We start from the raw sequence: 12,286 nt of genomic DNA on the forward strand, positions 1-12,286 counted from the left end.
TTAACTTTATAACAAAAAGCTTAACCAAGAAGATTCTAATTTTATTAATTCCATATAGCAGGAAAAAAGAAGTTCTCCCAGGACAAATAGCCAGAGTGTACATAAATAATGCCTGGGAAATATAGAAATAGCCGAGACTCTTATTGAGTTCCTTCCTCAAATTCAAGATTTGCGATGACCTTATTCCATTGATCAGAAAAAGGCGATTCATAGAGCTCTTTTAGCAACCTGCGTCTTTGCCGAGTTGATATTTTTAAAGAATCCATAATTTGCAGTCGACTCTGGATTGTTGCAGCTCTTTCCTGTTTCAATTTTAAGCGCTCTTCCGGGGAAATCACCAGTTCTGCATCAAATTTTTCCAGAACAGTTCTTTTCTCAACTTTAAAATCCTTATTCTTTTCTTCCTGCCCATATGCCAAAGTGACTATAGAGAATAAAAATATCAGGAGAGCAGATCTTTGTAAATATAATTTAAAGCTAAACTTCATTACTCGTGTTCTATTTTGCAAAATACTGATTTTTAACGATATACTAAGGCTATAATTTATGAGGAATAGACCCCAGAACGATTTTATAAGCACTTTGTCGTTTAGCTGATTTAACTACCTTTGAGAAAAGATAAAATTCCTTGTTGCAATGAAATATCCTGTGAAATTAGTATTGTTGTTTTTGGCTATATTTCAGCTTGTTCAAGCACAACAATCAATAAGCTCTGCCAGGGTTGAATTCATCTTCCTCTCAAAAGATGTTGATGGTACCATTGAGGGGTTTCAATCGACCTCTAAAATTGATCCGGATGACCTTAGCAGTTCGGTTTTAGCTGGATCAGTCGAGGTTTCCACCATTAAAACAGGTAATTTTTTGCGCGACTGGCATTTAAAAAGCAGCAAATATTTTGATGATGAAGAATATCCCTTAATTACCTTTAAAAGTGAGGAGATCTCGCCAACCGAAAAAGGGATTAAGGTTGTTGGCATTATAAAAATCAAAGGAATTTCAAAAACATTAACCTGGCAATTTGATAAAGATGGCAATACACTTAGGGGTGCTGCTTCCCTCTATTGTTCTGATTTCAATATCAATATTAAAAAAAGACGAGAGGATAACAAGGTGGAGATTAATCTAATCCTAGAACTTAAATAAATATTTTCATTAAATACTGTAATACAGTTACTAAGAATTTTTTATCTAATCTTTTAATTTAAATATTAATTTGTAAATTTTACCCACTGCCCAGTTTCCTAAAGGAAAATAAAAAGCAAAAAATAGAGACATCCCCAGGGTAAAGTTGCGTATCCCGAATATCTGATCAATAATATTATTCGGAAAGGCATAGGACGTCTCGAATAAATAGCCCCCAAATTCCAACAAACCCATTGCTACAAGGCCGTATGCATACTGCGCATGAAATGGAAGGTTTCTCAGCAGAAGAGAAATAGGAACCATATACAAGATATAGCAGGTAATCACCTGCCACCAGTTGTTAAACATAGCAATCTCAGCCTCCTTTCCAAACCAGTTCATTAGCATGCCCCAGGTAAAATACACCAGGCAGTATATTAAGATTAGCCGTTTATCTACTTTTAACTTAGTACTGGCCCATGAATATATTGCATGCATAACTTTTTCAACTTCTTTTTTTGTTGATTATGGCAATGGCATCATTTACGGTCTGCATTTGATCCATATCATCGTTTTCGAGCGTAATACCAAAGGCATCTTCCACGTCCAGGACAATATCCACAAGATTAGCTGAATTAATGTTGAGTTCATTGATAAAATGACTTTCCGGAGTAACATCTTTAATGGTTACATCTTCCGGTAAATAGGGTTGTACAATACCCCTGAGTTGCTGATAATAATCTTCTTTTTCCATATTTTTTTATTCCTCAAAGTTTTTAAATATAACACAGGCATTGACATCTCCAAAACCAAAACTCGCCTTCGCAATTGTTTTTGGTTTGTAATTTATTGTTTTTTCGGGAATTCGGGATCTATCAACTAATTTTTCAATTTCAGGATGCAGGTCCTCACTATTCACATTACCGAAAATTTGACCTTCCTTAAACTGCAAAATGGCAGCTACACACTCCAAACTACCGGCAGCAGCCAAACCGTGTCCCATTATTCCTTTAAACGAATTGATATAGGGGAAATCTGTTCCCGTAAGTTCTAAAGCCTTTTGCCAGTTATGGATCTCTACCGGATCCTTGGCAGTGGCTGTTAGATGGCCATTGATCGCGTCTATTTCCCTGCTGCTTAAACCGGCGTTAGCCAAAGCTTCTCTAATACAGCGTTGTACAGACATACTGTTAGGAGCCGTCATACTCCCTCCGCCTCTATGACCACCACTATTAATTGCGCCACCCAATACTTCAGCATAAATGTTAGCTCCTCTTTCCCTGGCGCTTTCTAAGGACTCCAATACCAGGGCTCCTGCCCCACTTCCGGGTACAAAACCGGAGGCAGATGCGCTCAGAGGCCTGCTGGCCTTGTCAGGATTGTCATTAAAACTCCTCGGTAGAATCCGCATGGCATCAAATCCTCCCCAGACGTATGGGCCGCTATCGCTGCAACTACCCGTTAAAATTCGTTTGGCTTTACCATTATAAATTCGATCATAAGCCATGATCACACCCTCTGTACCTGTGGTACAGGCAGATGAATTGGTAGTCACCTGATTGCCTGAACCAAGAATTCCCCCCAGATAGGCACTTATGCCGCTTGCCATGGTCTGTATAACAGATGTACTCCCCAACCGGCGTGTATTTCCAGCATCTACATGGTGAATTGATTCACGAAACTTATCCACCCCTAAAATACCAGTGCCAAAAATAACGCCACTATCCCAATCAGGTTCTTCTTTGGCTGCTTTACTTAATCCGGCGTCGTTCCATGCATCCGTACCTGCTATAACCCCATACACCACACCACTGGCGTTTAGATCCCGTAGTTGTAATTTGGTAAAGTAATTATTTATATATTCTGTTGTAAGTATTGGTTTACCAGCTACTTGACACCCAAAGTTTAGTTCTTTTAATTCCGGATAAAAACGTATGCCACCCTTACCCTCCCTCAGGCTATTCGTGAAGTTGGTCAACCCCACTCCGTTGGGAGCGCAAATGCCTAAACCGGTTATTACTACTCTATGTGCCATTGGTTGAATTTTTAATCATACCGGCAAGTTCTCCTTTACAAACAAGCTTTTCTGCTGCATTGTACATTTTTACTTTGCATTTTAATTTATTGAATCGGAAGTAAATCTTTTCCGAAAATACAGACACTTTTTCACCGGGGTATACAGAAAGATAAAATTCCATCTCAGAGCTACTGAATCCCACGTCAAGGTCATTTATTTTAATGTCAGGTGTTTCTGAAAGCAAATAAATGCCCAGGCAAACCAATCCAATTTGAGCGCAACATTCCGTGAGGATTACCCCCGGGGTAATAGGCTGATTTTTAAAATGTCCTCTATAAAAATCTAATTCCTTATGAAAACAAAAACTACCCTGAACACCATTGCTATCAACGTGTGTTAATGAATCCACAAACAAAAAAGGTTTGGAATAGGGTAATTTTTCTATGATATGATTATAATCCATTTCTTATCTTAAACTTTCACCTCCATCAACCTTTATTACAGTCCCATTTATCCACTTGGCCTCATCAGAACATAAAAGAGAAACAACATCCGCAATATCCTCAGGCTTTGTAAGCCTTTTATTTGGATTTCGGGCTAAAGCCTGCTCTTTCAGCATTTCGCTACCCGGTATACGCCTTAACGATTCGGTGTCTGTAATCCCAGCCTGGATACAGTTCGATTTCAGGCCCAGGGAAGCAAATTCAATGGCCATATTCCTTACAATAGCTTCCAGAGCTGCTTTAGCTGCTCCCACCGCACCATAATTAGGCATGGCCTTAACAGACCCCTCACTAGTGAATGCAATGATCCTGGAATCGTTTTCAAAGAGTTTGGCTTTAATAAGGGCATTTGTCCAGTCGTATAAACTTATCGCCATCGCATTTATTGTAAGCTGAAAATCCTGGTTGTTAAGCTCTTCTTCTGTTTGGGAATTCATGGGTTTCAGATTGCCCTTTGCAATACTGTGCACCAAAACTTTGATCTTTTCACCTTTCGGAAGTAGTTTTTGTATTTCCTCTATTAATTGAGCCCTGCTGCCAGCTTGAATGGCGTCTTTGTTAAAACTGTGCAATTGCACTCCAAAACCGCTAATTTCTTTAAAGGCGTTTTCTATATCGGGCATATGCAGATTTCGATCCCTGTGAACAATAAGGATGTTGTATCCGCTCTTGGCCAGTTTACCTGCTGTGGCAAGGCCAAGACCTTTGCTCCCACCCAGTATTAATGCCCAACTCTGTTGTTTCATATTATTCACCTTTCTATTTTTTCTTTACCACTTCAGCAATACCCGTTGTGCGGAAAATCCCGGCCCAAAACTAAGGATCATCCCTTGTTCTCCTTTGCTAATCTCTTTTGACAGAAATCGTTCCAGTACATACAGGACCGTTGCACTACTCATATTACCGTAAAGCCGAAGTGTTTCGCGTGTATCATCAATATTCTTACCTAACTCACCGAACAACTCTTCCACCGTTTGGACAATCTTTTTTCCGCCCGGGTGAAAAATTAAATGGTCAACATGTTCAATGGAAGTTCCGTACTTTTCTAAAAATGGATGTACAATTTTAGGGAAATGTTCTGCTATCGTTTCAGGAACCGATGGGTCCAATATCATTTGCAGACCTGTGTTTTTAAGATCAAACCCCATCAGATGCGTGGCGTTGGTAAAGTGATACATCTCTTCACCAACAATTGAAGGTCCTTCTGCCTCCTCTTCCGAAGTCAGCAGTACGCAGGCGGCACCATCTCCAAATATGGCGGCACTAACCATATTGGCCATAGAGAAATCAGTTAGTTGAAATGTTGCAGTGGGACTTTCCACAGCTATTACAGCAGCTCGTTTTCCCGGATTTGCTCTTAAAAAGTTAGCAGCATATATCAGTCCGGAGACACCCGCGGCACAACCCATTTCAGTAACCGGTAACCTTACAATATCCTGTCTTAAGTTAAGATCATTAATGATATAAGCATCGAGTGAAGGGATCATAATACCTGTACAACTCACGGTAATTATATAGTCAAGAGAATCAGGCAGCCAGTTGCTTTCACTCAGTGCTTTTTGAAGCACAGCTGTTCCCAACTTTTTTACCTCCCTTACATAGATGTCGTTTTTAGCCTCCAAACTTGTCGCCGTGAACACCTCTTCAATATCCATTATCCCATATCTTTTCTCCACGGCGGCTCCCTCAAATATTTTTATCACCTTTCTTCTAAACCTATCCTCCTGACCACTAAGCCATAGCTCCACAAAAGGCAATATATCCTTTGTTTTTCTGGAGTATGGTGGCAGTACTTTGGCCACTTTTTTTATGCGTACATTATTCATTCGATTGGTTTAGTCGAGAAGTCCTTATCACCCATACATATCTGAAGGCAAATTTCCAATTAATGGTATGCCTTACCTGATGTAAATTTTTTGAAAAAGCAATTAAGTCTTTTTTTGTAAATCCACTTTTAATAGAGATGAGACCATCGTGTTTCGCAATTTTTGTTTTTATAAAAATAGCACTAAACCCTTTAAAAAGATAATATGCTAGCGCGCTTCTTTGTAAATCATTGACAACCACCCCAATTGTGGCTAATTTGATGAATTTTGACAGGAATACTGGTATTTGTTCATTGCTGAAATGATGCATAGTGAGTGTACAGAGCAGGATGTGGCATTTAAAATCCAATGGGTTTAAAGTTAAAACATCCTGTTTTATGAACGAGATCTCAGGAAAATTTACAGATAGTTCTCTCCCTATAGCGATGGCTTTATCGCTTAAATCGAGCCCAATTAGCTCCACGGCAATATTGGCTTTTCTAAAATATTTAGCCAATACGCGCATCGTATCCCCATCGCCACAGCCCATATCCACTATTGTATATTGCTGTTTTGGGCATTCCCTTACCAACTCACGTACCTTGCCCACAGTAATTGAACTACCCCCTAAAAGACGGTTACTGGTATTAATGTCCTCAAATACCATTCGGAGGGTCTGCATAGAAACATCAGGATTGTCCATCATTTCTGAATCCGTATTTCTATATCGGAAAGAAGTCATATTGAAATAGGTTTACCATGGGTTCTTTTAATAAGCGATCTGATAAGCCCCGGGGACTTAGAGACCGTTTGCATTAAAAAGTTGGAGGTAGCAGGCTGCAATAAAATATATTGTAATATGCGGCCAGTCTGCATTCGTCGCTTAAAGGCTTGTTTCCATGCCTTTGTGTAATCCTTTTCCATTTCCATACGGCCATAGTCTTTGTTTTTAAAATAAGTGTCAACTCTTTCAGAGGCGATTTTAGCACTATGAATTGCCATGGCCATCCCATTGCCGCATAGCGGGTGAATTAAGCCTGCAGTATCGCCACACATTAAAATATGATCCTCAACGATATCTTTTTGTCCAAAAGACACCTGAGCTATGCTTATAGGCTCGTCAAAAAGTGGCCTGGCATTTTTTAGAAAATAATTAAGATGTTTATTCCCGGATACCACATTTGAATTAAATTTTTCAATATTCTTTTGGGTCCGGAAGCTTTTGTACGATGCCAGATAACAAAAATTTACTGCTCCTGATTCTGTTTTGGACAAGCCTCCATAGCCACCTTCAAAATTATGCAAGGCAACAAGGTTATCAGGAAAATCAGGCATAAGATAATGCGCCTTAACTCCCAGCCATGGTGATGGTTTACTAATAAAACCTCGATTTAACTGTTTGTCCAATCCCGATCTTTTTCCATAAGCCCCAATAACTATTTTTGCAGAATACTCTTTTTCTTTTTCAGTTCGTACTACAAACCTATCTTCTAAAAATACAATATTGTTTACGGTTTCAAAATGGACAATGGCCCCCACCGCTATAGCTTTTTGGTATAGCGTATGATCAAAAGCAAACCTGCTTATTCCAAATCCCCCCAGAGGTAATTTTGTCTGAAGTAACTCGCCATTTCGGGTTGATAATTGCAGTGTATCAATGGAAACTGTATCAGGTAAGCTAAGCTTCAGTTGTTCCAGATATGGCAGAATCTCATTGGAGACATATTCACCACAAACTTTGTGGTGCGGATATGTATTTCGTTCAAGTAGTAAAACATTATATCCCGCATTTGCTAAATGCACGGCACAAGTCAGTCCGGCCAAACCACCGCCTATAATAATAACATCGTAGTTATCCACATTTGGAAGATAGGAGTTTTTAAATAAAAAGCCCTACAGGTATGTCGGGTTCAAAAAATCAGAATTGTTATCTTATCAACCTATCAATTAGCCTGAGCCTTGGCATCATCTATCATTTGCTTATTAGCAGATACGCCAATTTCAACTCTTCTGTTCCCTGCCTGTCCTTCTTTAGTGTCATTGTCAAACCTTGGAGCAGCTTCGCCAAAACCTTCTACAGTCATTCTGCTTGTTGCCACGCCTGCATCGGCAATATATTTAGCAACAACATCGGCCCGCCTTTTAGACAACTTTAAATTATAGTCATCATTACCTACGCTATCTGTATAGCCCTGGATCATTAAATTGGTGTCCGGAAATTCATTAAATATTTCTGCAACCTTGTCGAGATTGGATTTGGCTTCTGGCGTTAAGTCAGAACTGTCAAACGCAAAGTTCACCCCGCTCTTATCGTCAAAAATTATATGAATGCCTTCACCTACCCGTTTTACATCAGCTCCGGGAATTTCCGTTTCAATTTTCTGGGCTTGCTTATCCATCTTATTACCAATTAAGCCGCCTGCCACACCTCCTATTGCAGCACCAATTAATGCACCTCCTATATTCCCGGCGATAAGACCTCCAATAAGTGCACCTCCACCACCTCCAATAGCAGCGCCTCTTTGAGTTTTATTAGAGTTTTTTATGGCATTACAGCCCGTGTTTAAGGAAACAAACATCATGGCTACAATAAGGATACTTGTTAATTTTCTTGTCATGTCAATACTATTTAATTAAATTATTTTCTAAAGTGTTACATCTTTAGACACTTTGTCTAAGGTCAGCTCTACATCAAAAGGTTTCCCTTTATAATCTACTTCAACCATAAAAACAGTCTTTGATTCTGTTAAGCTCTTAATGATCATACGGTAGCCGCTTTTATCGCCACTAAGCGGTTTGTTTTTCGTATCCACTAATTTAAATTGAAGTCGGGTAGTACCATCACCGGGCTCATAGAACGACCATAGAATACGATGTGTTCCTTCCTGGCATCTATCGGAACCATTAATAGAGAACCTGCCTGTTCCATTATTTGGAATAAACATCCACTCTCCTCCTTTAAAGCAGGGAGAATCTGCAATGCCAAATAAATCTGCTTTATAGAGGCCCTCTTCACCGATAAACCTGATATCTGTAAGGGACCAGGTACCTTTAAGTGTCTTTTTCTTCATTTTAGTTGACTGAGAAGTTGCTGTTGTCGTTGCTGAGCAAGAGACTATGAGCAGGGTCAGTAACAAATAGAATGTATTTTTCATAATATTTTATTTATCAATTATTTGCTTGGTTACTAAAATATAAAAATGGTTTATTTACTATGAACTATTTAGAAAAATAATTTTAATACGCCAACAACTCAGTCAGGGCCGTAAAAAACCGTTCTTTTGGCAGGTAATTATTTTCCAATGATTTCGCAAAAGGCACCGGGGTTTCTATACTGGCAACCCGTTTGATAGGAGCATCCAAATACTCAAAACACTCCTCCACAACAAGGGCAGATATATCGCTCCCAACTCCACCAAATAAACTATCTTCCTGCAGGATAATTAGTTTTCCTGTTTTCTTCACGGATTGAAATATTGCATCTGTATCCAGGGGCTGGAGAGTTCGTAAATCCAGTAAGTCGGCCTGAATTTCTGGGTTTTGCTCCAGGCATTCAAGAGCCCAGTGAACCCCTGCTCCAAAAGTGATAATAGATACATCATCGCCCTCCTTAAGCACAGCAGCTTTTCCAAACGGGAGCGTATAATATGATGTAGGAACCTCCTGATATATACTGCGATATAATGCTTTATGCTCAAAAAACATTACCGGATTCGGATCATTTATTGCTGTGGCAAGCAAACCCTTTGCGTCATACGGGAAAGCGGGATAGACCACTTTGAGTCCCGGCGTTTTTGTAAACCAGGCCTCATTCGTCTGACTATGAAATGGACCGGCACCTACCCCGCCACCGCAGGGCATACGAATTACCACATCGGCATTTTCATTCCAGCGATAATGGACTTTAGCAAGATAATTGACAATTGGATTGAATCCGGAGCTTACAAAATCAGCAAATTGCATTTCCATAACACACTTCATCCCGTTTATAGACAGGCCCATAGCCGCTGAAACTATTGCCGATTCGCAAATAGGGGTATTTCTTACCCGATCTGCACCAAAAGCCTCTACAAATCCCTCAGTAATTTTAAAAACACCACCATATTCAGCGATGTCCTGCCCTAATATCACCAAATCTTCATGCTTTTCCATAGATTGCTTTAAACCTTCAGAGATTGCATCAACCAGCCTAATATTATGCCATTCGTTATTTGGTTTAATATCTTGATAATTAAACTCTTTATAGACGTCTTTTAATTCTTTACTTTCATTTATCTGAACCTGTTCTTCTGCAAAAGCCAACTTCAGATTATCATCTATTTCGTGAATAATCTGCTTTTTATAATCAACTTCCAGCTCCTCAGATAGCACCCCCTGAGCATGAAGATATTCTACATAATTTTCCAGAGGATCCATGGCTGCCCATTCTTCTAAGAGTTTCTTAGGGACATATTTGGTGCCGCTGGCTTCTTCATGCCCGCGCATTCTAAACGTTTTAAACTCTAATAAAACAGGTCTTGGCTTTTTCCGCATGCTTTCACACAGCTCATTGACTTTGCTATAGACTTCAAGAATATTATTACCATTTATGATATGGGCTTCCATTCCATAACCCTTGCCTTTATCGGCAATATGTTCACACCTAAATTGTTCTGAGATTGGAGTTGAAAGGCCATAACCATTGTTTTCAACACAAAATAGTACCGGTAAATCCCAAACAGCCGCCACATTTAAAGCCTCATGAAAGTCTCCTTCGCTTGTGGCTCCTTCACCTGTGAAAACTGCTGTCACTTTATTTCTCTTTTTTAAAAGATCAGCCAAAGCAATACCATCTGCTACTCCCAGTTGAGGTCCCAGATGGGAGATCATCCCCACAATCTTATATTCCTGCGTTCCAAAGTGAAAACTTCGATCCCGTCCATTTGTAAATCCACTCGCTTTACCCTGCCATTGCGCAAATAACCTGAATAAAGGTATTTCACGTGTAGTAAAGACCCCTAGATTCCTGTGCATTGGAAGAATGTATTCTTCCTTATTAAGAGCACTGGTCACACCTGCTGCTATAGCTTCCTGACCAATACCGCTAAACCATTTTGATATCTTTCCCTGTCGCAAGAGAATTAACATCTTCTCTTCTATCATCCTTGGTTTTAACATGGCGCGATACAACTCCAGGAGCTTTTCTTTGCTAATACCCTTACTTAAATATTGCATATATCAACTTAAAATCTGTGCTATTTCGGGTATAAATGTAACAAAATTGCCCTCAATAAAACAGTAGATTACCATGCATATTTGCTTCTAATATTTCTTAACTTTGGAATGACTAAAAAAGCAATAAGATGACTAGTATTCCCAGCGTTGATCTCAAAGATTATATAAGTGGTGAGCCAGAGCGAAAAGAAAAATTCATTAGAGAAATAGGTAATGCCTTTGAAAATATTGGCTTTGTAGCTCTAAGTGGTCATTTCTTATCCGATGATTTGGTAAAGGAACTTTATAGAGAAGTTAAAAAGTTTTTCAACTTGCCCCAGGAAATTAAGGACACTTATGAAATAGAAGGTATTGGCGGTCAGAGAGGGTATACTTCATTTGGTAAAGAACACGCCAAAGGTAGAAAAGAGGGAGATCTGAAAGAATTCTGGCACTTTGGGCAATATGTTGAAGATGATCCTGTCCTGGAACGCGAATATCCGGACAATGTAAATGTGAAAGAACTTCCTGAATTCAACTCTGTTGGCGAAGAGACTTATAAGATGTTGGAAAAGACAGCGAAATATGTCTTGCGAGCCCTGGCGCTTCATCTGGATCTGGATGAAAATTATTTTGACGCTTTTATTAAAAATGGCAATTCTATCCTGAGGCCCATTCATTATCCCCCTATTGTCAATGAACCCAAAAATGCGGTTAGGGCGGCCGCTCATGGAGACATTAACCTTATCACCCTCTTAATGGGTGCTCATGGCAAAGGTCTGCAAGTGAAAAATCACAAAGGTGAATGGATTGATGCCATAGCCACTCCAGATCAGTTAATGATCAATGTAGGTGATATGCTTTCACGATTGTCTAATGAACAACTTAAATCTACGGTACATAGAGTTGTTAATCCGCCCAGGGAACTATGGGGTACTTCGAGATATTCAATTCCGTTTTTTATGCATCCGGTTAGTAGCATGCCGCTTAATTGCCTTGAGAATTGTATCGATAAGGAACACCCTAAGCAATTTGAAGATATCACAGCAGGTGAATTTTTAAACGAAAGACTCATTGAGTTAGGGTTAATTAAAAAGTAATTTTATACTTTAAATAAATTGTTATATCTATTTATAATTCAATAATTTATATTAATTATATAAACATAATTAGTAGTCACTTATTTAAAAATGATATTATCTAGGCAATGGATTTAAAAGATCAGCTAAAAAACCTTTTCCCGGAACATATTTCTTCTGAAGAGGAACATACACCGGAGACTAAATTTGAAGTACTGCTTCAAAAAGAGCCCATAATTTGCAAATATGAAAAACGTAAAGGCAAGCCTATTACAATTTTGGAAGGCTACAACGGAGATGAAAAGGATTTTAAAAAATTAGCGAAGCACTTAAAGAAAAAATTGAGTGTCGGAGGTACTTTTAAAAATGGTTCTATAATCATACAGGGCGATTACAGAGATAAAATTATGGCCCTTTTACAGGAGATGGGATTTAAGACTAAGCGAGTTGGCGGCTGACAAATTGATAATTGTATTCGAAAAACCGCTGGAATATAATTTTTAGATTAGAATTCCTTAAGTTTTTCTGTTAATTTGTTTTTGTTTTTTTCGATTAAGTGTTATTTTT

Annotated in this window: 15 protein-coding genes; 3 read left to right on the forward strand and 12 right to left on the reverse strand. The window is 39.0% G+C overall.

Going from position 1 to position 12,286, the window contains the following annotated elements; translation table 11 throughout:
* Positions 1–140: 140 nt before the first annotated feature.
* Complete coding sequence (locus tag Q0X77_RS06480; RefSeq protein WP_297794795.1) at positions 141–509, reverse strand: hypothetical protein; 369 nt, start codon at positions 507–509, stop codon at positions 141–143.
* Between the two features lie 127 nt (positions 510–636).
* On the opposite strand from Q0X77_RS06480, the gene Q0X77_RS06485 reads away from it, so the two are divergent.
* Positions 637–1,143, forward strand: coding sequence for a YceI family protein (locus Q0X77_RS06485; RefSeq protein WP_297794798.1), 507 nt, complete (start codon positions 637–639; stop codon positions 1,141–1,143).
* Positions 1,144–1,188: 45 nt separating this feature from the next.
* On the opposite strand, the gene Q0X77_RS06490 is transcribed toward Q0X77_RS06485, so the two are convergent.
* The 11 genes from Q0X77_RS06490 to Q0X77_RS06540 all read right to left on the reverse strand — a co-directional run bounded on the left by Q0X77_RS06490 (position 1,189) and on the right by Q0X77_RS06540 (position 10,661).
* Positions 1,189–1,620, reverse strand: a complete 432-nt coding sequence (locus tag Q0X77_RS06490; protein ID WP_297794801.1) for a hypothetical protein — start codon at positions 1,618–1,620, stop codon at positions 1,189–1,191.
* Positions 1,621–1,627: 7 nt separating this feature from the next.
* The gene (locus Q0X77_RS06495; RefSeq protein WP_297794803.1) at positions 1,628–1,876 is read right to left on the reverse strand and encodes an acyl carrier protein; all 249 of its coding nucleotides are present in this window, start codon (positions 1,874–1,876) and stop codon (positions 1,628–1,630) included.
* Between the two features lie 6 nt (positions 1,877–1,882).
* Positions 1,883–3,157 (reverse strand): beta-ketoacyl synthase, encoded by a 1,275-nt coding sequence (locus Q0X77_RS06500; protein ID WP_297794806.1) that lies wholly within the window; start codon positions 3,155–3,157, stop codon positions 1,883–1,885.
* Positions 3,147–3,602, reverse strand: a complete 456-nt coding sequence (locus tag Q0X77_RS06505; RefSeq protein ID WP_297794810.1) for a hydroxymyristoyl-ACP dehydratase — start codon at positions 3,600–3,602, stop codon at positions 3,147–3,149. The genes Q0X77_RS06500 and Q0X77_RS06505 overlap by 11 nt, the downstream gene beginning before the upstream one ends.
* 3 nt (positions 3,603–3,605) lie before the next feature.
* Positions 3,606–4,388, reverse strand: coding sequence for an SDR family oxidoreductase (locus Q0X77_RS06510; RefSeq protein WP_297794813.1), 783 nt, complete (start codon positions 4,386–4,388; stop codon positions 3,606–3,608).
* Between the two features lie 24 nt (positions 4,389–4,412).
* Positions 4,413–5,468: a type III polyketide synthase gene (locus Q0X77_RS06515; RefSeq protein WP_297794816.1), complete on the reverse strand. Its 1,056-nt coding sequence runs from the start codon at positions 5,466–5,468 to the stop codon at positions 4,413–4,415.
* Positions 5,461–6,189, reverse strand: a complete 729-nt coding sequence (locus Q0X77_RS06520; protein WP_297794819.1) for a methyltransferase domain-containing protein — start codon at positions 6,187–6,189, stop codon at positions 5,461–5,463. The genes Q0X77_RS06515 and Q0X77_RS06520 overlap by 8 nt, the downstream gene beginning before the upstream one ends.
* Complete coding sequence (locus Q0X77_RS06525; RefSeq protein ID WP_297794822.1) at positions 6,186–7,307, reverse strand: NAD(P)/FAD-dependent oxidoreductase; 1,122 nt, start codon at positions 7,305–7,307, stop codon at positions 6,186–6,188. The genes Q0X77_RS06520 and Q0X77_RS06525 overlap by 4 nt, the downstream gene beginning before the upstream one ends.
* A gap of 83 nt (positions 7,308–7,390) precedes the next feature.
* A complete protein-coding gene (locus Q0X77_RS06530; RefSeq protein WP_297794825.1) occupies positions 7,391–8,065 on the reverse strand; it encodes an OmpA family protein in 675 nt (224 codons plus the stop codon).
* Between the two features lie 27 nt (positions 8,066–8,092).
* On the reverse strand, positions 8,093–8,602 hold the full coding sequence (locus Q0X77_RS06535; RefSeq protein WP_297794828.1) for a lipocalin family protein: 510 nt from the start codon (positions 8,600–8,602) through the stop codon (positions 8,093–8,095).
* 82 nt (positions 8,603–8,684) lie between these two features.
* On the reverse strand, positions 8,685–10,661 hold the full coding sequence (locus tag Q0X77_RS06540) for a dehydrogenase E1 component subunit alpha/beta (RefSeq protein WP_297794831.1): 1,977 nt from the start codon (positions 10,659–10,661) through the stop codon (positions 8,685–8,687).
* Between the two features lie 128 nt (positions 10,662–10,789).
* Between Q0X77_RS06540 and Q0X77_RS06545 the strand changes: the two genes are divergently transcribed.
* Positions 10,790–11,740 (forward strand): 2-oxoglutarate and iron-dependent oxygenase domain-containing protein, encoded by a 951-nt coding sequence (locus tag Q0X77_RS06545; protein WP_297794834.1) that lies wholly within the window; start codon positions 10,790–10,792, stop codon positions 11,738–11,740.
* Between the two features lie 107 nt (positions 11,741–11,847).
* Positions 11,848–12,177 carry a translation initiation factor gene (locus Q0X77_RS06550; RefSeq protein ID WP_297794837.1) on the forward strand — a complete coding sequence of 110 codons (330 nt, stop codon included), beginning with the start codon at positions 11,848–11,850 and terminating at the stop codon, positions 12,175–12,177.
* The last annotated feature ends 109 nt before the right edge of the window (positions 12,178–12,286 follow it).

Source organism: uncultured Eudoraea sp. (genome assembly GCF_947258925.1).
GTDB lineage: Bacteria > Bacteroidota > Bacteroidia > Flavobacteriales > Flavobacteriaceae > Eudoraea.

What these genes read in the sequence shown, in the direction of transcription:
- Q0X77_RS06520 (WP_297794819.1), bottom strand. Translation starts at nt 6,189, where the DNA reads ATGACTTCTTTCCGATATAGAAATACGGATTCAGAAATGATGGACAAT.
- Q0X77_RS06545 (WP_297794834.1), top strand. Translation starts at nt 10,790, where the DNA reads ATGACTAGTATTCCCAGCGTTGATCTCAAAGATTATATAAGTGGTGAG.
- Q0X77_RS06515 (WP_297794816.1), bottom strand. Translation starts at nt 5,468, where the DNA reads ATGAATAATGTACGCATAAAAAAAGTGGCCAAAGTACTGCCACCATAC.
- Q0X77_RS06540 (WP_297794831.1), bottom strand. Translation starts at nt 10,661, where the DNA reads ATGCAATATTTAAGTAAGGGTATTAGCAAAGAAAAGCTCCTGGAGTTG.
- Q0X77_RS06505 (WP_297794810.1), bottom strand. Translation starts at nt 3,602, where the DNA reads ATGGATTATAATCATATCATAGAAAAATTACCCTATTCCAAACCTTTT.
- Q0X77_RS06495 (WP_297794803.1), bottom strand. Translation starts at nt 1,876, where the DNA reads ATGGAAAAAGAAGATTATTATCAGCAACTCAGGGGTATTGTACAACCC.
- Q0X77_RS06535 (WP_297794828.1), bottom strand. Translation starts at nt 8,602, where the DNA reads ATGAAAAATACATTCTATTTGTTACTGACCCTGCTCATAGTCTCTTGC.
- Q0X77_RS06485 (WP_297794798.1), top strand. Translation starts at nt 637, where the DNA reads ATGAAATATCCTGTGAAATTAGTATTGTTGTTTTTGGCTATATTTCAG.
- Q0X77_RS06530 (WP_297794825.1), bottom strand. Translation starts at nt 8,065, where the DNA reads ATGACAAGAAAATTAACAAGTATCCTTATTGTAGCCATGATGTTTGTT.
- Q0X77_RS06500 (WP_297794806.1), bottom strand. Translation starts at nt 3,157, where the DNA reads ATGGCACATAGAGTAGTAATAACCGGTTTAGGCATTTGCGCTCCCAAC.
- Q0X77_RS06510 (WP_297794813.1), bottom strand. Translation starts at nt 4,388, where the DNA reads ATGAAACAACAGAGTTGGGCATTAATACTGGGTGGGAGCAAAGGTCTT.
- Q0X77_RS06550 (WP_297794837.1), top strand. Translation starts at nt 11,848, where the DNA reads ATGGATTTAAAAGATCAGCTAAAAAACCTTTTCCCGGAACATATTTCT.
- Q0X77_RS06490 (WP_297794801.1), bottom strand. Translation starts at nt 1,620, where the DNA reads ATGCATGCAATATATTCATGGGCCAGTACTAAGTTAAAAGTAGATAAA.